This window comes from Streptomyces lincolnensis (assembly GCF_001685355.1).
In the GTDB taxonomy this organism is placed as follows: Bacteria; Actinomycetota; Actinomycetes; order Streptomycetales; family Streptomycetaceae; genus Streptomyces; species Streptomyces lincolnensis.
Genome location: NZ_CP016438.1, coordinates 6,444,518 through 6,468,789 on the forward strand (window position 1 = coordinate 6,444,518; position 24,272 = coordinate 6,468,789).

19 protein-coding genes are annotated in these 24,272 nt (G+C 69.9%); 7 read left to right on the forward strand and 12 right to left on the reverse strand.

What is annotated here, in order from left to right; all coding sequences use genetic code 11:
* Positions 1 to 8: 8 nt before the first annotated feature.
* The 5 genes from SLINC_RS28855 to SLINC_RS28875 all read right to left on the reverse strand — a co-directional run bounded on the left by SLINC_RS28855 (position 9) and on the right by SLINC_RS28875 (position 4,901).
* The gene (locus tag SLINC_RS28855; protein ID WP_067438758.1) at positions 9 to 2,357 is read right to left on the reverse strand and encodes an ABC transporter permease; all 2,349 of its coding nucleotides are present in this window, start codon (positions 2,355 to 2,357) and stop codon (positions 9 to 11) included.
* Positions 2,354 to 3,043 (reverse strand): ABC transporter ATP-binding protein, encoded by a 690-nt coding sequence (locus SLINC_RS28860; RefSeq protein ID WP_067438761.1) that lies wholly within the window; start codon positions 3,041 to 3,043, stop codon positions 2,354 to 2,356. The genes SLINC_RS28855 and SLINC_RS28860 overlap by 4 nt, the downstream gene beginning before the upstream one ends.
* Entirely contained in the window at positions 3,040 to 3,564 is a 525-nt protein-coding gene (locus tag SLINC_RS28865; RefSeq protein ID WP_067438764.1) for a PadR family transcriptional regulator, read from the reverse strand. Before SLINC_RS28865 ends, SLINC_RS28860 begins: the two co-directional genes overlap by 4 nt.
* Positions 3,565 to 3,705: 141 nt before the next feature.
* Complete coding sequence (locus SLINC_RS28870; protein WP_067438767.1) at positions 3,706 to 3,969, reverse strand: type II toxin-antitoxin system antitoxin; 264 nt, start codon at positions 3,967 to 3,969, stop codon at positions 3,706 to 3,708.
* Positions 3,966 to 4,901: an SPFH domain-containing protein gene (locus SLINC_RS28875; protein ID WP_067438769.1), complete on the reverse strand. Its 936-nt coding sequence runs from the start codon at positions 4,899 to 4,901 to the stop codon at positions 3,966 to 3,968. The genes SLINC_RS28870 and SLINC_RS28875 overlap by 4 nt, the downstream gene beginning before the upstream one ends.
* 237 nt (positions 4,902 to 5,138) lie before the next feature.
* On the opposite strand from SLINC_RS28875, the gene SLINC_RS28880 reads away from it, so the two are divergent.
* From SLINC_RS28880 to SLINC_RS28895, 4 genes are all read left to right on the forward strand, one after another.
* Positions 5,139 to 7,493 (forward strand): transglycosylase domain-containing protein, encoded by a 2,355-nt coding sequence (locus SLINC_RS28880; RefSeq protein ID WP_067438772.1) that lies wholly within the window; start codon positions 5,139 to 5,141, stop codon positions 7,491 to 7,493.
* 177 nt (positions 7,494 to 7,670) lie between these two features.
* Complete coding sequence (locus SLINC_RS28885; protein WP_067438774.1) at positions 7,671 to 8,147, forward strand: hypothetical protein; 477 nt, start codon at positions 7,671 to 7,673, stop codon at positions 8,145 to 8,147.
* 45 nt (positions 8,148 to 8,192) lie between these two features.
* The gene (locus SLINC_RS28890; RefSeq protein WP_067438778.1) at positions 8,193 to 8,588 is read left to right on the forward strand and encodes a hypothetical protein; all 396 of its coding nucleotides are present in this window, start codon (positions 8,193 to 8,195) and stop codon (positions 8,586 to 8,588) included.
* 45 nt (positions 8,589 to 8,633) lie between these two features.
* A complete protein-coding gene (locus SLINC_RS28895) occupies positions 8,634 to 9,035 on the forward strand; it encodes a hypothetical protein (RefSeq protein WP_067438781.1) in 402 nt (133 codons plus the stop codon).
* A gap of 89 nt (positions 9,036 to 9,124) precedes the next feature.
* On the opposite strand, the gene SLINC_RS28900 is transcribed toward SLINC_RS28895, so the two are convergent.
* Positions 9,125 to 9,541, reverse strand: coding sequence for a hypothetical protein (locus SLINC_RS28900; protein WP_067438784.1), 417 nt, complete (start codon positions 9,539 to 9,541; stop codon positions 9,125 to 9,127).
* Positions 9,542 to 9,923: 382 nt separating this feature from the next.
* Here SLINC_RS28900 and SLINC_RS28905 point away from each other — a divergent pair, with 382 nt between their 5' ends.
* Positions 9,924 to 14,318 carry a golvesin C-terminal-like domain-containing protein gene (locus SLINC_RS28905; RefSeq protein WP_067438787.1) on the forward strand — a complete coding sequence of 1,465 codons (4,395 nt, stop codon included), beginning with the start codon at positions 9,924 to 9,926 and terminating at the stop codon, positions 14,316 to 14,318.
* 52 nt (positions 14,319 to 14,370) lie between these two features.
* On the opposite strand, the gene SLINC_RS28910 is transcribed toward SLINC_RS28905, so the two are convergent.
* The 5 genes from SLINC_RS28910 to SLINC_RS28930 all read right to left on the reverse strand — a co-directional run bounded on the left by SLINC_RS28910 (position 14,371) and on the right by SLINC_RS28930 (position 21,575).
* Positions 14,371 to 14,940: a DUF6461 domain-containing protein gene (locus SLINC_RS28910; protein WP_067438789.1), complete on the reverse strand. Its 570-nt coding sequence runs from the start codon at positions 14,938 to 14,940 to the stop codon at positions 14,371 to 14,373.
* A gap of 53 nt (positions 14,941 to 14,993) precedes the next feature.
* Positions 14,994 to 17,141, reverse strand: coding sequence for a SpoIIE family protein phosphatase (locus tag SLINC_RS28915; protein WP_067438792.1), 2,148 nt, complete (start codon positions 17,139 to 17,141; stop codon positions 14,994 to 14,996).
* Positions 17,142 to 17,466: 325 nt separating this feature from the next.
* Positions 17,467 to 18,162: a cytidylyl-2-hydroxypropylphosphonate hydrolase gene (gene fomD, locus SLINC_RS28920; protein WP_067438795.1), complete on the reverse strand. Its 696-nt coding sequence runs from the start codon at positions 18,160 to 18,162 to the stop codon at positions 17,467 to 17,469.
* A gap of 83 nt (positions 18,163 to 18,245) precedes the next feature.
* Positions 18,246 to 19,631, reverse strand: coding sequence for a class II fumarate hydratase (locus SLINC_RS28925; RefSeq protein ID WP_067438798.1), 1,386 nt, complete (start codon positions 19,629 to 19,631; stop codon positions 18,246 to 18,248).
* Between the two features lie 276 nt (positions 19,632 to 19,907).
* Positions 19,908 to 21,575: a fumarate hydratase gene (locus tag SLINC_RS28930; protein WP_067445820.1), complete on the reverse strand. Its 1,668-nt coding sequence runs from the start codon at positions 21,573 to 21,575 to the stop codon at positions 19,908 to 19,910.
* Positions 21,576 to 21,786: 211 nt separating this feature from the next.
* Between SLINC_RS28930 and SLINC_RS28935 the strand changes: the two genes are divergently transcribed.
* Positions 21,787 to 22,470 (forward strand): DUF1707 SHOCT-like domain-containing protein, encoded by a 684-nt coding sequence (locus SLINC_RS28935; RefSeq protein WP_067438801.1) that lies wholly within the window; start codon positions 21,787 to 21,789, stop codon positions 22,468 to 22,470.
* 174 nt (positions 22,471 to 22,644) lie between these two features.
* Entirely contained in the window at positions 22,645 to 23,019 is a 375-nt protein-coding gene (locus tag SLINC_RS28940) for a WhiB family transcriptional regulator (protein WP_067438804.1), read from the forward strand.
* Positions 23,020 to 23,145: 126 nt separating this feature from the next.
* On the opposite strand, the gene glpX is transcribed toward SLINC_RS28940, so the two are convergent.
* Complete coding sequence (gene glpX / locus SLINC_RS28945; protein ID WP_067438807.1) at positions 23,146 to 24,180, reverse strand: class II fructose-bisphosphatase; 1,035 nt, start codon at positions 24,178 to 24,180, stop codon at positions 23,146 to 23,148.
* Positions 24,181 to 24,272 lie beyond the last annotated feature (92 nt).

Consider the following 24,272-nt stretch of genomic DNA (forward strand, 5'->3'; position numbering starts at 1 on the left):
CGGCCGCGCTACTCCGTGCGCAGCCCGTCCGGGCGCATCAGCCGCAGCAGCGGCGGCAGGCTGAGCAGCGTCACCACGAGGACGACCGCCGCGCCGACGCCGGTCATGGACAGCACACTCGGCCAGTCCACCCGCACGCTGGTGCCTGTCATCCGCAGCAGGACCGTGCCCAGCGTCAGCCCCACCACCACCGAGAGCAGCAGGCCCAGCGCGATCGGGATCGCCGTCTGCCACAGCACCGACAGGCTCAGCGTGCGCCGCCGGGTGCCGAAGGCGACCAGGGCCGACAACAGCTTCTTGCGCTCGCGCAGTTGCTCCAGCTGCGACACCAGCAGGCTCGCCCCGATCAACGCCAGCACGCAGGTGGCGCCGACGAACAGGCCGGTGCGGATGGCGGCGAACCGGTCGGCCTCCTTGACCGACTGCCATTCCATGGGAGTGGACAGCGGGTCGATCTCCGCCGCCGCGTTGCGCACCAGATCGCGCACGTCGGGCACGGAATCGTCGAGGTTCAGATAGAGCTCGCCCCGCAGCGCCGGCGCGAAGGCGTCCGGCACCGCCCCCGGCGTGATCATGAAGCCACCGCGCTTCCCGCCGGTCGGGCCCGTGCGGGGCTTGCCCTGCTTCAGGTCCGACGGCACCACCCAGGGGGCTTCCGCGCTCCCGGCGCAGCCCTCGGCGCAGCCCGGGTCGAGATACAGGGTGCGGCCGGGCTTCGCGACCTTCGCCGTGGCGTCGTCGGCGGCGTCGTACTCGCCACCGGGCACGGCGAACACGTCTCCGTCCCGGCAGGAGGGCAGGGTCGCCAGCGTGCGCAGCGACGCGCAGTCCGCGACGGTCACCTCCGTGGTGTTCAGCGGGTCCTTGCGGCGGTCCCCGAGGTAGCCCTCCGAGTAGGCGTAGACCTGCCGTACGCCCTCGGTGTCCCGGAGATTGCCGGCCGCCTGGCCGAGCAGCGTCCCGTTGGTCACGGACACCTGCATCTGCGCCAGACGGGTGTCGTAGCCGGTTTCCTCGGCGTAGTCGCCGTCCACCCCGGCGAACAGCATCTGGAGGGCGATCGCGCCGGCCACCGCGACCGCGATGCCGTTGACCATGCGGGCCGCCGTGCCGCTGCTCAACTGGAGCCTGCGGACGGCCAGTTGCCAGGCCACGCCGCCCCCGCCGAGCCGGCCGACGGCCGACTCGACGATCCACGGCAGCAGCGCGGTCACGCCGACGAGCAGCAGGATGACACCGCCGACGACCAGGTACTGGTTGAAGTCGCCGCCGCCGCGGCCCTGGCCGATCATCGGGGCGAGCATCCCGAGCCCGGCCAGCGGCAGCAGCAGCCGCCACCACAGCCGGCGCCGGGCCGGCTTCGCCGTACGCACCACGCCGAGCGGTTCGATGACGACCCCGCGCAGCGCGAACAGCGTGACCAGGACGGCCGCCGCCGGTACGGCGAGCGAGACCAGCAGGGCCAGCGCGGGGGAGGGGTTGAGATAGCTCGGGAAGACGCTGATGTCGTACACCTCGACCGAGCCCGCCAGTTCGCGGCCGAGCAGGAAGAAGACCGTGCCGAAGACGAGTCCGAGGACCGAGCCCGCGAGGGCCTCGCCGGCCGCGATCCGCCGGGTGGAGCGGCTGTCCGCGCCGACCAGCCGGAGCGCCGCGAGCCGCCGGTCGCGCCGCTCGCCGCCGAACCGCACGGCCGCGGCGATGAACACGGCGACCGGCATCAGCAGCACCACGAAGACGACCAGGATCAGCAGGAGCAGCACCGGGTCGGTGCTCTCCTCGCTCGTGATCGGCTCCCCGTACCGGTCGATGCGGTCGATACGGCCGGTGTTGATCCCGCGGTCGACGAGCCCCTCGGCGCCCCGGTAGAAGGCGAGTTCGGCGGAACCGATCAGCCCGCTCTCGCCGATCGTGCCGACGATCCGGTCCTTCAGGCGCTCCCGCAGCAGCTTCCCGCCGTCCGACGCCAGGAGCTCCTTCAGCGCGGGGGAGACCATCATCTCGCCCGGTGCCGGGAACCTCGTCAGGCCGGGCGCCAGCGGCGCCCTGGGCCCCTCGGGCTCCAGCTCCCGTCCCCGTACCTCCTTGTCACGGAAGGTGGTGCCGGCGTCGGCGATCAGCAGGGTGTCGTCCGACTTCGGGATGACCTTGCCGCTGTAGGTGAAGTCCCGGCGCGCCGCCTCCCGGTCGTCCCGGACCGACAGCGCGTTCGGCAGGGCGGTCGTCAGCAGCAGCAACGCCACTCCGAGCCCGACCCCGACCGCCGTCAGCAGCGCCCGGACCCACCCCTCGCGCCCTCCGGCGAACGCGAACCTGATCCCCATGGCAAGGTCCCTGGACCACTGCCTCACGTTCATACGACGCGCTCCATGTCCCGTGACTTGCCGTCCCGGACGACGATCTCGCGGTCCGAGTAGGCGGCCACCCGTGCCTCGTGCGTGACCAGCACGACGGCGGCGTTGGTGGAGCGGGCGGCGTCGGTGAGCAGGTTCATCACCCGCTCGCCGTTGAGGGAGTCGAGCGCGCCGGTCGGTTCGTCGGCGAACACCACGCGCGGGTCGGTGACCAGCGCCCGGGCGACGGCGACGCGCTGCCCCTGGCCGCCGGAGACCTCACCGGGCCGCTTCTTCCTCAGGTCGTCGACCTCCAGACGTTCCATCCAGGTGAGCGCGGTCCGCTCGGCGGCCTTGCGGGAAGTGCCGTTCAGCCGCAGCGGAAGCGCCACGTTCTCCACGCAGGTCAATTCGGGCACCAGCTGCCCGAACTGGAAGACGAACCCGAACTCCGAGCGCCGCAGCTGACTGCGCTGGGCGTCGCTCATGGTCGCCATCTCGCGGCCGTGGTACGTGATCGACCCCGAGTCGGGCGGCACGATCCCGGCGAGACAGTGCAGCAGGGTCGACTTCCCGGACCCGGAGGGGCCCATGACGGCGACGACCTCGCCGGGGTGGATGGAGAACTCGGCGCCGTCGAGGGCGACGGTCGGGCCGTAGGCCTTGTGGAGGTTTTCTGCGGCGAGCAGGGAACCGGCGGGATGCGTCACTTGGCCACCGCCTCGGCGAGCCGGTCGAGCCGCGCGGCCGTCAGTTCCAGCCAGCGCAGATCCGCCTCCAGATGGAAGAGGGCGTGGTCGCAGATGAGCTGGTCGGCCAGATCGCCCTTGCGCTTGCGGTCGGTGAGCATCCGCATCATCCGCAGGTGCTCGGCACGCTGCGTGTCGAGGATCTCGGCCGCGTCGCGGCGCGTGAGCAGCGCGAGGACGACCTTCGTGTACAGCGTCGACTGGAGGTACGGCTCCGGCTTCTCCGGCGTCGCGAGCCACCGCTGTACGTCGGTGATCCCGGCCTCGGTGATCGCGTACCGCTTGCGCTCGGGCCCGCCGCCGGGCTCGATCCCGTCGACCTCCACGAGGCCGTTCTTCAGCAGTCGGGACATCGTCGAGTAGACCTGGCCGTAGTGCAGCGGCCGGTCGTGACCGAACTTCTCGTCGAAGGCGCGCTTCAGGTCGTAACCATGACGCGGGCCGGACTCCAGGAGCCCCAGGAGGGTGTGACCGATGGACATGTCAAGCACTGTACACACCGTGTATACCCCGCATGTATACGTCGTGTGTGCAGAGCTCGGCGGAGGGTGTGGAGGCGCAGGTGAGAGCCCATTGTCACGATTCCGCTACACGGGCCGAAGGCCTCCCGAGACCCGCCCCCTTCAGTTCCCCTCGGGCCGCCGGGGTCCGGGTGCGGGGCCCCCGGGCGGCCGCCCGCGGCGGGGCAGCGGCCCCGCGTCGCCGGGCAGCCGCCCCGCCTCCTTCAGGGCCCTCCGCAGCAGGAACTCGATCTGTGCGTTGGCCGAGCGCAGATCGTCCCCGGCCCACCGCGCCAGCGCCTCGTACACCGCGGGGTCCAGCCGCAACAGCACCTGCTTGCGCTGCGGCCGGCCTTGAGGGGCCGAACCCCCGGAGGGAGCCGTCACTGGTAGAGCGTCCCCGTGTTCAGGACCGGCTGCGGGGCCCGGTCACCGCACAGGACCACCATCAGGTTGGACACCATCGCCGCCTTCCGTTCCTCGTCGAGCGTGACGATGTCCTGCTCGGTGATCCGGGCGAGCGCCGCCTCGACCATGCCGACGGCTCCGTCCACGATCTGGCGCCGGGCCGCGACGACCGCGCCGGCCTGCTGTCGCTGGAGCATCGCCGAGGCGATCTCGGGGGCGTACGCGAGGTGCGTGAAGCGGGACTCGATGATGTGCACCCCGGCCGCCTCCACGCGTGCGTGCAGTTCGACCGCGAGCTTCTCGGTGATCTCCTCGGCGTTGCCGCGCAGCGAGAGCCCGTCCTCGTCGTGGGCGTCGTACGGGTACTCGATGGCGATGTGCCGCACGGCCGCCTCGGTCTGGGTGGAGACGAACTCGAAGTAGTCGTCCACCTCGAAGGTGGCCTGCGCGGTGTCCTCGACCCGCCACACCACGACCGCGGCGAGCTCGATCGGGTTGCCGTAGGCGTCGTTGACCTTGAGGACCGCGGTCTCGTGGTTGCGGACGCGGGTTGAGATCTTCTCGCGGGAGGTGAGCGGATTCACCCAGCGCAGCCCGTCCTCGCGGATCGTCCCCCGGTAGCGCCCGAAGAGCTGGACGACCCGGGCCTCCCCGGGCGCCACCGTGTTCAGACCGCACATGGCGATGAAGGCGGCCAGGGCGATCATGATCCCCCCGATGATCAGGGCGGCCTTGGCGCCGTCCGCGCCGACGGTCGTGGCGCTCACGGCCAGGCCGATGCCGGCCAGCAGGCCGACCAGCCCCAGCAGTAGGGCGAGCCCGCCGCCGATGCTGTTCGCGGTGAACTCCCGCACGCGCGGTGCGGGCATCTCGGGTGCGTCGATGGTGGGTGTCGTGTCGTGCGTGGGCATGGATGGTCCCCCGTTCCTCGGTCCTAGCTTAGCTATAGCTAAGTGATATCACTTTAGCGCGTGATGACAACCCTTGTCGCCCCTCGATCGTCGGTACCAGTGGGACGGGTGCTGATTCTCACGTCCGTAAAAGACCGGATCGAAGCCTCTTTGTCACATCAAGCGGTGTTAGCTTTCTCAGCTGGTGTGAGCCATGAACCTGTGTGACAGCAGCGAACGAAGCGGAGCGACGGAGCCATGGGACGAGCGGAAGAGAGACGAGCGCGGCAGCGCGGTGGCCACCGCGCGGCGCCCACCAGCTCGTCCGCGACGCCCGCCGCGGGCGTCACCGGCGGCCGGGCGGCGGCCCGCAGGGCGGCCAAGGGCGGCGGCCGGGCCAAGGACGGCAAGAGCCGAATACGCAGGCTGTTCACCTGGAAGAAGATGCTCGGCACGTTCTTCGGGCTGTGCCTGCTCGGCATCGGCGCCTTCATCGTGCTGTACCTGGTGACGCCGATCCCCCCGGCGAACGCCGACGCCAAGGTGCAGAGCAACATCTACAAGTACAGCAACGGCGACCTGCTGGCCCGCACCGGCACCCTGAACCGCGAGATCGTGAACCTGGCCGAGGTGCCCAAGCCCGTCCAGCGGACCTTCGTCGCCGCCGAGAACAAGACCTTCTACCAGGACTCCGGCGTCGACCTCAGGGGTACCGCGCGCGGTCTGTTCAACACGTTCACGGGCAAGGGCGCACAGGGTGGTTCGACGATCACCCAGCAGTACGTCAAGAACTACTACCTGACCCAGGAACAGACCGTCACGCGCAAGCTGAAGGAACTGGTCATCTCGCTGAAGCTGGACCGCGAGAAGCCCAAGGACTACATCCTCGCCGGCTACATCAACACCAGCTACTACGGCCGTGGCGCCTACGGCATCCAGGCCGCCGCCCAGGCCTACTACCGCGTCGACGCCCAGGACCTCAGCGTCGAGCAGGGCGCCTATCTCGCCGCACTGCTCCAGGCGCCGAACCAGTACGACTGGGCGATCGCCGGCCCCGAGGGCAAGAGGCTGGTGCAGAACCGCTGGAACTACGTTCTCGACAACATGGTCGAGGAGGGCTGGCTGAGCAAGGACAAGCGCGACGCCATGAAGTTCGAGGTGCCCAAGCCGCCACTGAACGACCCCAGCATGGAGGGCCAGACCGGCTACCTGGTGAAGTCGGCCGACGCCGCGCTGGAGAGGCGACTGGTCGCGCAGGGCACCGCCGAGGACATCAAGACGGCCCAGGCGATGGTCGACCAGGGCGGCTGGACCCTCACCCTGAACGTCGACAAGAAGAAGCAGGCGGCGCTGACGGAGGCCGTCAAGACGCAGCTGAACAGCAAGCTGGACCCGAAGAAGCGGCCGGTGGACGCGGACGTCCAGGCAGGTGCCGTCTCCGTGGACCCGAAGACGGGCGCGGTCGTCGCGATGTACGGCGGCAAGAACTACCTGGACCACTACCTCAACAACGCGACCCGCACGGACTACCAGCCCGCCTCCACGTTCAAGCCCGTCATCCTGGCCGCCGCCCTGGAGGAGAAGGCCGAGACCCAGGACGGCAAGCCGATCACGGCGAACACGATCTACGACGGCACGAGCAAGCGTCAGGTGGTCGACAACGGCACCAAGGTCGGGTTCGCCCCGGAGAACGAGGACGACGAGGACTACGGGAAGATCACCGTCCAGCGGGCGATGAACGACTCCGTCAACTCCGTCTTCGCGCAGATGGGCGTCGACGTCGGTATGTCCGAGGTGATGAAGGTCGGGGGCCTGCTCGGTCTGGACACCAAGGGTCTCCAGGCGGTGCCCGCGCAGACCCTGGGCACCATGGGCGCGAGCCCGCTGGAGATGGCCGGCGTCTACGCGACCCTCGACAACCACGGCAAGAAGGTCACTCCGGCGCTCATCAAGTCCGTCGAGCACAACTCCCGGACGGTCACCTTCCCCGACCCGATCGGCGAGCAGGTCATCAGCCCCGAGGCCGCCGACACGGTCACCTCGGTGCTGACCGGCGTGGTCGACGACGGTACGGCCAAGAGGTCCGTGCAGGACAACCCCAAGCGTGACGGGCAGCAGGTCGCGGGCAAGACGGGTACGTCCGACGACAACAAGTCGGCCTGGTTCACCGGCTACACGCCCGACCTGGTCACCTCGGTCGGCCTGTTCGGCGAGGACAACAAGCCGCCGCATCCGCAGGTCCCGATGTACAAGGCGGGCGGCGAGCCCCGTGTCAACGGCGGTGGCTTCCCGGCGCAGATCTGGGCGGCGTACATGTTCGGGGTGACGGCCACGGACACCAAGTTCGACCTGGACACCGACCAGGGCGCGGCGGTGCGGCCCACCGCGACGCCGACGATCACCCAGCGTCCGACGCCGACGCCGACGAAGGATCCGACGACGGCGCCCCCGACGTCCGCGTCCCCGACGAGCCCGTCGCCGACGCCGACCAACTCGCCGACCCCGCCCAGTCAGTCCCCGACGACGTCCGCACCGCCGTCGATCCCGACGACGACGAGTCCGCCGGCGGACGGCGAACCGGTGGACCCGTTCAACCCCGACGAGGATCAATAACTCCCCAGCACGCACACAAGGGGCAGCACGCGCACAAGGGGCAGCCGGAAATCCGGCTGCCCCTTCCGCATGTCCGTCCGTAATTCCTTTCCGGAAAGGCGTCTTTACGCCAGGGCATGTATTCCCGTCGTTCATCTGTCGTAGTGTCGGCGGCGACCGAAGAGAGCGAGGGGGCCCATGAAAAGCGGAATCACCGCGTTCATTCTGACGGCCCTGATCGGTGTCGGCGGCTGGATGTGGCTGGACCGGGACGACGCCGGCGGCGGCCGAAAGGAATCCGCGGCCAAGGGCGTCACGGGTGCCAAGGGCGTCAACGGCTCACGGACCTTCGAGGACTGGAAGGCGGGCGTGCAAAGGCTCAGCCTCTCCGCCGACGGCCACCGCGAACGGTCCGCACTGGAAGACGGGCACGTCTACGTCGTCACGCTGACCTGCGAGGGGACACGCGGCCTGGTGGTCGCGGGCATCGGCGAGATGCCCATGGGCGTGCCCCTGAAGTGTGACGACGGCGCCAAGGAGGTCGAGCTGCACGGCGTGACCTCCGAGGCGGTGGGCCCTCGGGCGGACCTCGTCCTGCGGCTTCCGCGAGGGGCGGCGACGGACGTCCGGCTCGGCTGGCACGTCGTATCCGAAGGCCGCCTTCCCGGCCGCTGAACAATTCTCTGTGAACCACGACAACAGCACATGGGGGGAATCACCATGTTCAAGCGCACATGGGCACGACTTGCCGTCGTCGGCAGCGGCGCCGCACTCGTCGTAGGGTCGATGGCCGGCGTTTCGAATGCCGCGGGCGACTCCATCTACAAGGCCTATGCGGGAAATGACATCGGCTGCGGAGCGTACGGCGAGTTCCAGTCCGAGGGCGAGATCTTCGAACTCTGGGACACCTGCAAGGACGACCACTCCGTGTACATCCGCTACTGCGTCGGCGCCGACTACTCCGACTGCGAGGGCGGTTACAACCGCCGGGGTGCCAACACGTTGGAGAAGTTCAACGAGAGCTACGCCGAGGGCACCAAGGTCAAGTTCAAGGTCTGTGTCACGGAGGGCTACCGGGACGTGTACTGCGGCTCCTACACCTACGGAACCGCCTGATCCACGGCAACACCCTCGAACTCCCCGACCATGAAAGGGAAAACGATGAACAAGAACATCTCCCGTGTTCTGATGGGCGCACTCGGAGCGCTGGTGCTGGCGGGCACGCAGACCGGAGTGTCCTACGCGGACGGTGCCAACATCAGAGCCATTCCCGCGCTGGTGACCGGCGAGGCGGGCGGCGCGGCCGAGTTCAAGCCCTACGGCGAGCACCTGTACATCGAGGACAACGTCGCCGACGGCAACTCGATCGTGGCGCACATGCAGTACGGCTCGAAGGACCAGTGGTGGTTCAACCACGACGGCTCCGGCACGACCCGTCACCTCGACTTCGACATCACTGACGGCACCGCCGTGCACCTGGCGGCCTGCAGGGGCAACTGGGGCGGCTCCGTGGAGGACAGCGAGATCTTCGCCTGCGGTCTGTGGAAGCACACCACGGCCTGACGCACGGCGGCACGAAGGGGCAGCCGGAACGTCGGCTGCCCCTCTGCCCCTCTGTCGCCCTTGAGGCGCCCCCCCCGGCGCCCCGGAGGTCAGGAGAGGGTGACTTCCCAGTCCCGGTTGCAGTTGCGGATCGTGCTGCTGCTGGCCTCCAGGCTGCCCTTCCAGTCGGCGATGCACGCCTTGATGTTGACGGTGTGTCCCTCGCCCAGGTTCAGGTTGACGTCGCGCACCGAGTCCACGCCGTCCCGGTTGAAGTAGGTGTACGAGTGGAAGCGGCCCTCGGACTGGTCCCACCACCGGAAGAGGGCGACCGCGGAGTGCCCGTCCTTGGCGGTGTCCTTGATGAGCAGGTGTTCGCCGTCGGCCTTCCAGGTCACCCGCGATCCGTCCGGGTAGGACTCGACGACCCGGTCGTACTGGTTCGCGTGGGCGACGCCGGCCTGGGTGCCGACCAGTACCGCGGTGCCGAGCACCGCGAAGATCCCCCGCTTGACGATCTTGTGCATGTGTTCCCCCAACATGGTCCGTGCGCGCGCTCTGTAACGGTTTCCGCGCGCACCGTGTTCGAAAACATATACGATTTACGGGTGGGGCTCCAGTGGTTTCCGGGACCAAGTGGCAGGGCGGACCGGTGACTTGGGGATCCTGAGAATGGGATAAGAATTTCATTGACCATGACAACTCCGGTGACTCATGCTTCCCCTGTTACGGGGAGGGGACTGACACACCTCGTGCGCGGCACTGACCAGCCGGCACGCTCCATCAGCCCTTGATTCACGCTGCCTCACCGGCCCGGCGGGCTCACGCCTGCCCATGTGCCGTGGCGTACCGCCTCTCCCTTCCGTGACGTCCGTCGGCTCGACGGACGTCCTCGCAGAAGGAGAATCCTTGAGGTTCCACAGACGTACGCGAGCACGGCTGGCCGCCCTGGCGGCCGGCGCGGTGTTCGCGAGCCTCGTCCAGTCCGTGGCCTGGGCCGACCAGCCCACGGCCCCGCCCGGCGACACCGCACCCGCCCCGAAGCGGACGGCCGCCGCGGCGAAGCCCCTGGCCGACGCGGTGCCCACGGCCCGGCGCGCGGCCCTGCTGGGGACGTCCTGGAAGGAGTCGGGCGATCTCGCCTGGACCACCTCGGGCGACGCGCAGGGCTTCCATGTGCTCACCGCCCGGAAGAGCGACGGCTACACCTGGCGCACCGCCGCCTCACTGTCCGAGCCCGGCTTCGACGCCGACGCCTGGATAGGCAACACCTGCGTCACCGGGTCGGGCAAGCGGGCCGTGGTCGTCTACGCGCCCCGCGCCTTCACCAACAAGCCCCCCATGATGGCCCGGGGCGGCTTCACCGCGATCGTCGACCTGACCGACGGCCGGGTGACCAAGCTGGGGATCAAGTCATCGCTGTCGTACTACAACCCCGGCTGCGGAACGGATGAGACGGCTGTCCTGACCCAGTCCGGCGGCGACGACCTGCCCGGCACCCGGCTCGTCCGGCTGGACGCCTCGACCGGCACCCTGAGCAAGCCCGTCGAACTCGACGGACAGGTCACCTCCGCCGTCCCGGTCGCGGGTGGCGCCATGGCCGCGGCGGCCGGAGCGCAGGTCGTCCGCGTCGACGCGCGAGGCCGCCACACCCCCCTCGTCCGCACCGACGGCGTGCCCTACCGACTGACCCCGGACGGTGACGGCGGACTCGCCTTCCTCGACAAGCGGGGCGCGACGTCGAAGGTCAAGCGCATCACCGCCGACGCCGTCGCCCACCCGGACGCGCGCCGCACCCGCGCGGGCGTGCTGGCCCAGGGACGCGCGACCGAGACCGGCCTGACCCGCAGCGCCGGCACGGTCTACATCACCGGCACCACCAGCCGGACGGCCGGTCACCTGCCCACGGCCGTACGGCGGCTGGCGGCCACGCCCAAGGACGTCACCGTCTCCAGCCGCGGCGACGCCGTGCTGACCCACACCTCGTGGGCGGACGGCAAGGGCACGCTGCTGCAACCGGGCGAGAGCAACGGGGCCCGTACCGTGTCGCTCGCGATGACGACCCGCGGCACCGGCGGCAAGGTCGCCTTCACCGTGGACCCGTCGCGCCGCGTCTCCTCGCACGCCGCCCAGGGCCGGGACCCGTCCCCCGGGCTGCGCACCGGCTCGGGGAAGGCCGGGACGACGGCGGACCCCAAGGCGAAGCGGACCCTGGCCGCCGCCGGTGACCCCAGCAACCCGGTCGAGGAGGAGCGCACCTGCTCCGTCCCGCGCAACGACCCCCGCAACCAGGCCATGCAGCCCAAGCCGCGCCAGGTGGAGTGGGCGGTCGACATGGCGGTCAAGGGCCTGCTGAACAAGCACATCTCGCGGCCGGCCGACTGGAAGAACCTCGGGATGCCGGCCTACCAGCCGCAGACCCTCTTCGCGAACCCCGCGCTGGGCGGCGGCGGCCGTGCCATCGCACAGGTCATGCTCGGTGTCACCACCCAGGAATCCAACATGTGGCAGGCCGCCCGCTCGGCCGTCCCCGGTGTCACCGCCAACCCGCTGATCGGCAACTACTACGGCATCGACCTCTACGACGGCGACTCGAACAACGACTGGGACGTCGACTTCGCCGAGGCGGACTGCGGCTACGGCATCACGCAGATCACGGACCACATGCGGATGGCCGGCCGCGAGGACGGACACGGTGGCGAGGCCTGGCCGTACCAGAAGCAGCGCGCCGCGGCCCTCGACTACACCGCGAACATCGCGGCGGGCCTCCAGACCCTCGTCTCCAAGTGGAACGAGACCCGCGCGGCGGGCATCATCGCCAACCACGGGGCCAACGGACGCCCCGAGAACTGGTACTTCGCCCTGTGGGCCTACAACTCCGGCTTCCACGCCAAGGGCGCCGCGGGTCAGCCCTGGGGCCTCGGATGGGCCAACAACCCGGCCAACCCCGAATGGGACGCCGGACGGCTGCCGTTCCTGGAGAACGCGGCCGGCGGCGAGGACGCCAGTGCCGCCGCCCGCCCGCAGAACTGGCCCTATCAGGAGAAGGTCCTCGGATTCGCCGCGCACCCGCCGTCCTTCCTGGAGTCTCCGGGTGTGATGGTCCCCGCCTTCCGCCCCTCCAGCTGGAACGGCACGGAAGAGGCGGTCTCCGTCAAGGGCAGCGCCAAGTACAACAGGGCCCACGTCAAGGCGCCCGAGAGCGCCTTCTGCGACGCCTCCAACTCCTGCACGCCGGGCAAGATCTCGGACGGGGCGTCCAACGACAGCGGCACCAGCGGCCCGTGCGGCCGCGAGGACTTCAAGTGCTGGTGGAACAAGCCGGTCACCTGGAAGACCGACTGCATCGACACCTGCGGCTTCGAGTTCGTCCGCTTCGGTGAGAGCACACCGGAGGAGCCCGACGGCACCGCCTACCCGCCGGTCTGCACCACCACCGGCCTGCCGGGCAACGCGCTGATCGTCGACGACGTCCCCGCGGGCACGCCCGTCGTCAGGCCCGGCTGCACCAACTCCTGGAAGAACTCCGGCAGCTTCGGGTTCAACTTCGCCAACAACGCCGTCGAGGTGGTGTATCCGGCCAAGGTCGACCTGCACCAGCTGGGCGCGGGCTTCGGCGGCCACTTCTACTTCGGCCACACCCGCGCGGACGACGCCAAGGGCCAACGGCTGAAGATCACCGGCACCTGGAAGCTGAAGGACAAGCTCACCGGCCAGGCCAAGGTCATGGTGCACCTGCCCGACCACGGCGCCCACACCAAGTACGCCACGTACGAGATCGAGACGGCCCACGGGACCGAGACACGTACGATCTCGCAGCCCGGCGACGGGAACCGCTGGGTCTCGCTCGGCGCCTACCGGTTCGACAACGCGGCCCAGGTCCGGCTGAACACCATCACCCCGGACGGCACCGGGGACCAGGACATCGCCTTCGACGCGGTGGCCTTCGTACCGGGCTCGTACGACCTGATCACCGACATCCAGCTGCCCGAGTGGAACCCCGACGCCCCGGAGCCGGCCGCGGTGGAGCCCGTGACCACGGTCCCGGGCAACGTCTTCCCGCGCGCGGGCGTGCAGGCCGCCACCGCCGGGCCGACCGCCGACAAGCACTCCCGTGCCTTCGACTGCCGCGCCGTCAAGGGCAGGCCGAAGAGCGAGGTCTGCCTGCAGTTCCGCGGCGAACCCGTCCAGCAGAGCAAGCGGCAACTCGCCGCGGCCAACACCGCGTTCTGCGCCAAGAGCGGCGCCGCCATGTTCCACACCCGCACCCGGGCCTGCCTCCAGGACAGCTTCTCGGCCACCCTGTACGAGAACCGGGTGCCGATCGCGCAGAACCTGTACTCGTACAAGCACGAGATCGACCTGGACCTCAACAGCCCCACCATCAAGCAGACCGTCTCGATCCAGCCGACGAAGGTGGACCCGAAGGTTCCGCCGGTGACGGTCAACGTCCAGTCGTTCTGCCAGCGCAACTGCTCCTCGGGCGGCATCACCTGGTCCAGCCTGCCGAAGTGGTCGGGCCTGGACACCCACATGGCCGTGGGCGAGGTCGACCACGCCTGGCAGGGCACGACGGGCAACGAGACCGTCCACCTGAACTGGATCCTGTCCTCGACCATGGGCGGAGCGCCGAACGGCGGCGCCGACTACCAGCCGCCGGCCGGCAAGCTGGGCATCCGCTGCGACAACGAGGCCAAGGGCAAGACCACGATCGGCTGTGTCTTCCCCGACTACATCCCGACCTACGTGGTCAACACGGAGGCGAACCCGACGGCGGCGGCGTTCTACTGGATCCTCATGCGGAAGCTGCCGTACCACCCGGGCAGCCGGGACCACGACTCGCCGCTGAACTACCTGGCGAGCAAGCCACGCCAGGAAGCCAACAGGAAGGTGATCTGCCCGAAGAGCGGTGCGGACAAGTTCGTGCCCAACCCCGCCTCGAAGCCCGCGAACAGCACGTCCAGCTGCGACGAGTACCCGTTCGCGGCGACGTACCAGAGCGGCGGCATGCCCCCGCAGGCCGTGGCCACGGGCAAGGACTGCACGCAGTTGTACGCGAAGCCGCTGTCCGGCACGGGGTGGACCATCCAGGAGGATCCCACCTACGCCCGGGTCAACACCTGGAACGAGATCTGCGGCCGGGCCAGCATCCCCGGTGACGAGAACTCCGGCGCGGCGAACCGCATCGGCCTGTTCTTCGTCCCGAACAACCGGATGCTCGACAAGGACGCGTTCTACGTGAGCGTCCCGGGCTTCGAGGAGTGCACCGACCTCTCGAAGATCTGCGTCGTGCGGACCCGATAAGCCCGATCAGGGCGTCCGCGCTCGCGCACCTCGCCTGGGACCCGCACGGGTCCTAGGCGAGGACCACCGCGGGAAGCGACCCGTCCTCAAGCGCCGTACGCGGCAGGTCGAGCGAGAAGACCCGCTCGGCCACGGTGAGGATCCGCCGCTCCGGCTCCCAGTCGTCGGGATCGGCCGTACCGTCGGGCAGCAGCATGCCCGCCTCCCGCATGGCCGGCACCAGGAACGAGGGATCGGTGCCGCCGATCTGCTCCGCCTCCACTCCGGGCTCGAAGTCGGAGGCGATCTCCCCGTCACGGGCGTGCACGAACCAGTACGGCGGAGTGCCGCTGTCCAGCAGCAGCACCGCGTCGGTACCCCGGGACACGCGTTGCAGGGCACGGCGGTCGGTGCCCTCGGCGCTCGCGAACTCCACGGCGAAGGCCCAGCCCCCGCTCGTGCCCAACCGGGCGACGGGCCCTTCGTCCTCGGCGAGCCGCAGGGCCTCGTCCGCCGACACCGACGGCAGGATCCGCTCGGGGTCGGCGCCCATCCGGTGGACCAGTTCCGCCACGCTCAGTCCTCGGGCGAAGGTGATGCAGTACGCGTCGAAGACATCCCGGATCCATGCGATGCCGTCCACAGAGCTCTCTCACCTTCACCGTCGTACGCGCGTTCGGCGTACGCACAGTGCCATCATGTCCGGTTCAGCTCGAACCAGACCACCTTTCCGGTGCTCAGCCGGGTCGCACCCCAGCGACGGGCCAGCCGGTTCACCAGGTACAGCCCGCGGCCGCCCTCGTCCGTGGCGCGGGCCTGCCGGAGCCTGGGCAGCTGCGGCACGTCGTCGCCGACCTCGCAGCGCAGCACGTCGGTCCGCAGCAGCCGCAGCGTGATCGGCCGCGTGGCATACCGCACCGCGTTGGTCACGACCTCGCTGACCAGCAGCTCCACCGAGTCGCTGAGGTCCTCCATGCCCCACCGGGACAGCGCCCGCCGGGCCAGCCTGCGGGCCCGCCCCGGCGCCATCTCCTCCGGCTCCAGGAACCAGTACGCCACATCGCTCGGCGCGATCCCGTCGAAGCGGGCCGCGAGCAGCGCGATGTCGTCGTCCCGGTCGCCCGGACCGAGCATGTCGAGCACCTCGTCGCACAGCGCTTCCAGCGGCGGCGGATGGTCCGGCCCGGTCAGCTGCGCGGTCGCGGCGAGCTTCTCCCGCAACTGCTCTATCCCGGTCCACACGTCCCGCAGACGCGACTCGACCAGCCCGTCGGTGTAGAGCAACAGGGTCGCCCCGGCGGGCGCGTCCAGTTCTACGGCCTCGAAGTCGACGCCGCCGACACCGATCGGCGCGCCCGGCGGCACCCGCAGCACCTCGGCCCGGCCGCCCAGGTGCAGCAGCACCGGTGGGGGATGGCCGGCGTTGGCGATGGTGATGCGGTGCGAGACCGGGTCGTAGACGGCGTAGAGGCAGGTCGCCATGCGGTCGGTGCCCAGCCGCTGGGCCTGCTCGTCGAGGTGGTGCAGGACCTCCTGCGGGGGCAGGTCGAGCCCGGCGAGGGTCTGGGCGGTGGTCCGCAGCTGGCCCATGATGGCCGCGCTGGTCATGGAGTGGCCCATGACGTCACCGACCACCAGCGCCACCCGGCTGCCCGGCAGCGGGATCGCGTCGTACCAGTCGCCGCCGACGCGCGCGGTCTCCGCGGCGGGCAGATAGCGGGACGCCAGCCGCACACCGGTCGGCCGCGGCAGCGTCTCGGGCAGCATGGTGCGCTGGAGCTCGTCGGCGATGTACGCCTCACGGCCGTAGAGCACCGCCTTGTCGATGCCGAGCGCGCTGTGCGTGGCCAGCTGGGCCGCCACGAGCAGGTCGTCGGGCTCGAAGGCGAACCGGTCCGGGCGGCGCAGGAACAGCGCCGCGCCGATGACCCGGCGTCGGCCGCGCAGCGGGGCGAGGATCGCGCGCTGCCCGGTCGGTACGACGAACTCACCGCCCTCCCCGAGCAGTTCGGGCAGCGCGGCACGCGCCGCGGGCGTGTCCGTGAACACCGGCCGCACCCCGCGCAGCACCTCGGCGAGCGCGCTGCCGGGCGTCACCTCGCACAGCTCGGTGCCGATCGTGTCCAGTTCGTTCGGTTCCGGCTGGAACAGCGGGGCGAAGCCGCCGTCGGTGTCCCGCTCCTCCGGGATCCGGTCGCTGCGCCGCAGCCGCAGCACCAGCGGCCCGGTGGGCCGCTCGTCGCCCACCGGCAGCGGATCGCGCAGATACACCAGGATCGCGTCCGAGAAGGTCGGCACGGTCGCCCGGCACAGTCCCATCACGATCTCGTCCAGGTCCAGGCCGCGGGCGATCCGCCGGGTCGCGGCGCCCACGAACCGCAGCCGGTCCCCGTCCCGCCGCATCGGCGTGGGCCGGCCGGAGGGCAGGCCCTGCCCGGTGCGCCGCTCCGGATCGTCCGCCACCGCGGCGGCCGGCTCCTGCTCGGTGCCCGGCTGGACCGGGATGCCCTCGGGCAGCGGCCGCGGCCGGTGCGTGTCGGGCTCGGCGGCGGCGGCCGGCTGCGAGTGCTCGGGGTCGGTCCCGGCGGGGTTGTTGTCCATGCCGCTCGATGTCGTCGTACCGGACGTGGTCGGGGCGGGCCCCGCCGACGGGGTCGTGGTGGCGGGCCCGGAGGGCGGGGTGTCGCCGGCGCGGGCCTGTACCGGTAAGGCGCCGGGCGTGTGCGACGGCGCGTCCGCGTCCTGAGGACGGGACGGCGTCGAGGTACGCAGGAACGCCCCGCGACTTTCCGCGGGGTCGACGCCCGCCTGGGGGCGTTCGAAGGAGGTCGGCTGCTCCGTCACGCGTGTCGAATCCGTCCGTCCGGGGCTGCGCGCCGCGCGCGCAGTTGGTCCCGCCGAAAACCCGATACCCGGAATACGTGTCCCCGGAACGGGTTTTCCGCGTGGTCAGGGGCTGTTCCTGTGCCACCGGCGAACCGTACGCGGTCCGCGGGGCCCGCGTCACCAGTGACGCAGGCCCGGTCGGTGTTGCCCTCGTACCCCTCGCTCACGTCCTGCCGCCCCTCGGTGACGATCGGTCAAGCCCAGCGCGTGCTCCGGCAGTTGCTGTTGCGCGCCCTTGCGGAGGACGATCCTACGTTTCTCGCCCGGGGGCGCATCAAGGGTCTCATGAGGACAGATGCGCGGGCGTACGGTCCCAGTCCTGGGGAAGAGACGGGACGGACCAGGACGGATCGGGACGCCAGTGCTGCCAGCCGTCCGAGAACGGCGGCCCCCAGGCCCGGATCACCTCCACCGCGGCCCGCCCCGCGTCCCGCACCCGCCGGGCGAGTTGCGCGTCCACCAGGCCGTCCCGCTGCGCCTGCGCGAACTCGTCCTCGTCCCGCCAGTGCCAACTGCGGTCCGGATGGACCGAGATGTCCAGGAAGTGATCCTCGGAGTCCACTCCGCCGGCCCAACGCGCCAACGGCTCCTCCAGGTTCACGTACCAGTTCTTGAACTGCCAGCCCGGATCCCAGAACAGCCACACCGACCACGGCTCACCCGGCCGCGCCAGCTTCAGCACACCGGTGCCGAACCAGCGGTCGCGCTGCACCGAACGCGGTTTGGTGTAGCGGCTCTCCAGCGGTTCGACATGCACGGGCGTCCCGTCGGCCAGCACGGGCTTCACGCACTCGGTACCCGGTGCCATCCACACGGCGAGCAGCTCACGGTCGTCGCGTACGACGGTGACGGGACGCGCGATGTGGAAGCGCGCGCCGCCGTTCTCCCGGTAACGCCACAGGATCTGACTCCCGGGCGCCCAGAATCCCGCCGACCCGTCCGCTTCCACTCCGGCTCTCACCGCTCCACCGTCTGCCATGGACAGATATTAGGTGCCATGGGCATACGACGCTGCGGCGCGCGTCACGGTTCACGCGCCGGGCGCGCACGGTTCGCGAACGGTTACGGGTGCGTCATCCGCAGGACATCCAGCGCCTCGTCGAGCTGCGTCTCGGTGAGGGCGCCCCGCTCGACGTACCCGCCCTCCACGACGACCTGACGGATGGTCTTCCGCTCGGCGAGCGCCTTCTTGGCGACCTTGGCGGCCTCCTCGTACCCGATGTACTTGTTGAGCGGCGTCACCACGGAGGGCGAGGACTCGGCGTACTCCCGCGCCCGCTCCCGGTGTGCGACGATCCCGTCCACCGTGCGGTCGGCGAGCAGCCGGGAGACGTTGGCGAGCAGCCGGATCGACTCCAGCACGTTCTTGGCGATGACCGGCAGCATCACGTTCAGCTCGAAGTTGCCGGCGGCGCCGGCCGTGGCGACGGTGGCGTCGTTGCCGACGACCTGCGCCGAGACCATGAGGACGGCTTCCGGGACGACCGGGTTGACCTTGCCGGGCATGATCGACGAGCCGGGCTGGAGGTCGGGGAGGGAGATCTCCGCGAGTCCGGTGCGCGGACCGGACGCCATCCACCGCAGATCGTTGGCGATCTTCGTCAGTCCCACGGCGATCGTCCTGAGCTGCCCGCTGGTCTCGACGATGCCGTCCCGGGCACCCTGCGCCTCGAAGTGGTCCCGGGCCTCGGTGAGCGGCAGCCCCGTGGTGCGGGCGACCTCCTCGATCACGGCGGCGGAGAACCCGGGGGGCGTGTTGATGCCCGTACCGACGGCCGTACCGCCCAGCGGCAGCTCGGCGAGCCGGGGGAGGGACGCCCGGAGCCGCTCGATCCCGTACCGGACCTGGGCCGCGTACCCGCCGAACTCCTGCCCCAGTGTGACCGGTGTGGCGTCCATGAGATGCGTCCGCCCCGACTTCACGACATCGGCGAACTCCTCGGACTTGCGGGCGAGGGACGCGGCGAGATGGTCGAGGGCCGGGATCAGGTCACGGGTCACCGCGGCGGTGGCGGCGATGTGGATCGAGGACGGGAAGACGTCGTTCGAGGACTGCGAGGCGTTCACATGGTCGTTCGGGTGCACGTCCCGCCCGAGCCGCTCCGTCGCGAGCGTCGCGATGACCTCGTTGGTGTTCATGTTGGACGAGGTCCCCGACCCGGTCTGGAACACGTCGACCGGGAAGTGCTCGTCCCACCGCCCCTCGGCGACCTCCCCCGCCGCCTCCTGGATCGCCTCCGCAATGTCCTTGTCCAGCACCCCGAGCCCGGCATTCACCTTCGCCGCGGCCCCCTTGATCCGCCCCAGCGCCTCAATGTGCGCCCGCTCGATCCGCTGCCCCGAAACAGGAAAATTCTCAACCGCCCGCTGAGTCTGCGCCCGCCACTTCGCCCCAACGGGAACGCGGACCTCACCCATGGAGTCGTGCTCTACCCGGTATTCGCTCATACCGGGTACAGCGAACGGGGGGACGCGGATGTTCCGAGGGGAGGGCCGTCCGAGTTCTTTCAGCCCGTCGGGCGCGTGAGGCCGGGGTTCTTGCCGTCCCGATCCCCCACCCACCCCGGCCACTTTCAGCCCGTCCGGCGTTTGAGGACGAGGCCCCTTAAGGGCCGATAGGGGGTCCAGGGGGCAGAGCCCCCTGGGAGCGGGGTCGAAGGGGCGGCAGCCCCTGGGGATGGGACGGGTAGGGGCGGCGGGGGCGAAAAACACCCCCCGAACCCGCTACGCCAGCCCAGGCCCCCGCACCGGAATCGACGTGAACGTGGGCGCCGGCGCCGGATCCTGGAAGAAGTCGTTGCCCTTGTCATCGACGACGATGAACGCCGGGAAGTCCTCCACCTCGATCTTCCACACCGCCTCCATCCCCAGCTCCTCGTACTCGACGACCTCGACCTTCTTGATGCAGTCCTGTGCGAGGCGCGCGGCCGGGCCGCCGATGGAGCCGAGGTAGAAGCCGCCGTGGGTGCCGCAGGCGTCGGTGACCTGCTTGCTGCGGTTGCCCTTCGCCAGCATGACCTTGGAGCCTCCCGCCGCCTGGAACTGCTCGACGTAGGAGTCCATACGCCCGGCCGTCGTCGGGCCGAACGAACCCGACGCGTAACCCTCTGGCGTCTTGGCCGGCCCCGCGTAGTACACCGGGTGGTCCTTGAGGTACTGAGGCATCTCCTCCCCCGCGTCCAACCGCTCCTTGATCTTGGCGTGCGCGATGTCACGCGCCACGACGAGCGGCCCGGTGAGCGAGAGCCGGGTCTTCACCGGGTACTTGGTGAGCTCCGCGAGGATCGTCTCCATCGGCTGGTTGAGGTCGATCTTCACGACGTCCGAGGCCTCGTCGAGGTGCTCGTCCGTCGTCTCGGGCAGGAACCGCGCCGGATCGGTCTCCAGCTGCTCAAGGAAGACCCCCTCGGCGGTGATCTTCGCGACGGCCTGCCGGTCGGCGGAACAGGACACGGCGATCGCGACAGGACACGACGCCCCGTGCCGGGGCAGCCGCACCACCCGCACGTCATGGCAGAAGTACTTGCCACCGAACTGCGCACCGATCCCGATCTTCTGCGTCAGCTCGAAGACCTTCTCCTCCAGCTCCTGGTCCCGGAAGCCGTGCCCGAGCGGCGACCCCTCGCCGGGGATCTCGTCCAGGTAGTGCGCGGAGGCGTACTTCGCGGTCTTCAGGGCGTACTCGGCGGACGTACCGCCCACCACGATCGCCAGGTGGTACGGCGGACAGGCGGCCGTACCCAGCGAACGGATCTTCTCCTCCAGGAACTTCATCATCGAGGCCTCGTTCAGGACGGCCTTCGTCTCCTGGTAGAGGAACGACTTGTTGGCGGAGCCGCCGCCCTTCGCCATGAACAGGAACTTGTAGGCCCCGCCGTCGGTGGCGTACAGCTCGATCTGCGCCGGGAGGTTGGAGCCGGTGTTCTTCTCCTCCCACATGGTGAGCGGAGCCATCTGCGAGTACCGCAGGTTGAGGTTCAGGTACGCGTCGTAGATGCCGCGCGACAGGGCCTCTTCGTCGCCGCCCTCGGTCAGCACGTGCTGCCCGCGCTTGCCCATGACGATCGCCGTGCCGGTGTCCTGGCACATCGGCAGCACACCCGCAGCCGCGATGTTCGCGTTCTTCAGGAGGTCCAGGGCCACGAACTTGTCGTTGCTGGACGCCTCGGGGTCGTCGATGATCCGGCGCAGCTGGGCCAGGTGCGCGGGCCGCAGATAGTGCTGGATGTCGTGGATGGCCTCCTCGGCGAGCTTGCGCAGCGCCTCGGGCTCCACCTTGAGGAACGTGCGCCCGTCGGCCTCGAAGGTGGAGACACCTTCGGAGGTCACCAGCCGGTAGGGGGTGGTGTCCTCTCCCATGGGGAGCAGATCGGTGTACGCGAACTCAGGCATCTCGCCCATTCCTCACTCGACAGACGGCCGCTGGCCTCCATGGGCAGCGTCCACCAGGTTAGAACCTGCTGTCGGCAGTGCTCTGGTGAGGTAATCCTCACTTGACTCGTCTCCAGCTCATCTCCGACTCGTCCCCCGGCCGGACATTCGCGCGGTCAAGGTTTTCCACAGCCCCTAGTCGCGATCTATCGCGTTTGGGTACGGTGGTGCCGTGGACCTTCAGAAGAAGACCGAACCGCCGGCCACCGACATGCGCGCCTCGGACGCCGAGCGCGACCGCATCGCCGACATGCTGCGGGAGGCCCTCGCCGAGGGGCGCCTGACCGCCGACGAGCACGCCGAGCGCGTCGAGGGGGTGCTGAACGCCAAGACGGTCGGCGAACTGGAGGTCTTCATACGGGACCTGCCGGCCGCCCATCGGCAGCACGCCACCGCGGCCTACGCCCCGGCCCCCAACCGCCCCACGGACGCGATCCCGCACGAACCCGACGACAACGTGGTGGCGGTCTTCAGCAGCGCGGCCCGCAAGGGCCGCCGCCGCGCGGGCCGCCGGATCCACGCGTACGCGATCTTCGGCTGCGTCGAGATCGATCTCAGCGAGGCGATCTTCGAGTACCGCCAGGTCGTGATCAAGGCGTTCGCGGTCTTCGGCACGGTCGAGGTCCGCGTCCCGGAGAACGTCTCACTGCGCAGCGCGGGCGGCGGTGTGCTCGGCAACTTCGAGGTGGACACCGTCGACTCGACCGACGCCGACGCCCCGGTCGTCTTCGTGGACGGCTGGGCCGTGCTGGGCAATGTCGAGGCGCGGCCGAAACGGGGCAAGCTCGTCGCGGACATTCTCGATCGCGTGCAGCACAAGCTCGACAAGAGTTTGCGCAAGCACTTCGATCATTGACGGTTGTGAATTCGACGGCATGTGGAGCGCGCGGGTCCCTCGGGCGCTCGCGCACACCGGTGCACGAAAGCCCCCGGAATCCAGCGGTTCGGAACTCAGTGCATAGGCGTGCGCACAGCGGGTAGGGCTTGCTGCATCGTCTCTCGCTCGCGAAGCCGTCGTCAGGAGTAGACCGTGCTGCAACCGCCGCATTCGTCCCTGCAGGTAGCTGCCGTTCCGGCCCAGCGGGTGCCAGTGCGGGACAGGGACCAAGACGCACCCTGGCACACCGAGGCGGTGTGCCGGCGTGACGAGGCCGGCCTGTTCTTCGCACCCTCCAAAGAACCCACCGCCGCCCGGCTCTCCCGGGAGGAGGCCGCTAAGCGTGTCTGCGGGGGCTGTCCCGTCATGGTCGAGTGCCGAGAGCACGCTCTCCTCCAACCGGAGCCCTACGGCGTCTGGGGCGGCCTGACAGCGGCGGAACGCCGCGTGGTCCTCGCCCGTCGCCGCCGCCGCGACCTGGAACTCAAGAAGGCGAGGACGGCCAACCACATAGCCGCCGCGGGCTGACGCGGCCCTGAAGCAGGAAGAGGGCGCCCCCACCGCACCGGGGGCGCCCCTTCTCCTTCACGCGCTCCACCTACTGGGGGCGCGCTCAGCCTGCTTCGCGCGGTCGAACTGCCTCGCGCGGTCGGACTACTTCGCGCGGTCGAAGTCGATCGCGCTGTAGGCCCGCAGCTTGCTCAGCCGGTGCTCGGAGTCGATCCTGCGCACCGTCCCCGACTTGGACCGCATCACGATCGAGTCGGTCGTGGCCGTCTCCGACCGGTACCGGACACCCCGCAGCAGCTCCCCGTCGGTGATGCCCGTGGCGACGAAGAACACGTTCTCCCCGGAGACCAGGTCGTCGGTCATCAGCACCCGATCGAGATCATGCCCGGCGTCGATCGCCCGCTGCCGCTCCGCGTCGTCCTTGGGCCACAGCTTCCCCTGGATCGTGCCGCCCAGGCACTTCACCGCACAGGCCGAGATGATCCCCTCGGGCGTGCCGCCGACCCCGAGCAGCAGATCGACCCCGGTGCCCTCGCGCAGCGCCAGGATCGACCCGGCCACGTCGCCGTCGGAGATCAGCTTGATGCGCGCCCCGGTGTCCCGGATCTCCTTGATGATGCCCTCGTGTCGCGGCCGGTCGAGGATGACGACGGTCACGTCCTCCGGCGTGGACCGCTTGGCCTTGGCGACCCGGCGGATGTTCACGGACACGGGCGCGTCGATGTCGACGAAGTCGGCGGCCTCGGGCCCGGTGACCAGCTTGTCCATGTAGAAGACGGCGGACGGGTCGAACATGGAGCCCCGGTCGGCCGCCGCGAGGACGGCGATCGCGTTGGTCATGCCCTTGGCCGTCAGCGTGGTCCCGTCGATCGGGTCGACGGCGATGTCGCACTCCGGCCCGGTCCCGTCACCGACCCGCTCCCCGTTGAAGAGCATCGGCGCCTCGTCCTTCTCGCCCTCCCCGATGACGACGACGCCGTTCATCGACACGGTCTGGACGAGGGTCCGCATGGCGCGCACCGCGGCACCGTCGGCGCCGTTCTTGTCGCCCCGGCCGACCCAGCGGCCCGCGGCCATCGCCGCGGCTTCGGTGACCCGGACGAGTTCCAGGGCGAGGTTCCGGTCGGGGGCCTCGGAGGGGACTTCGAGTTCGGAGGGCAGATGATGATGCTCGGTCATCGGAGCGCACCTTTCTGATACGACGACGGCCGGATGAGGGTTCGACCGTCGACTCTATCGTCAGTCCGACAAAATGAGCAGGGGACCCCACG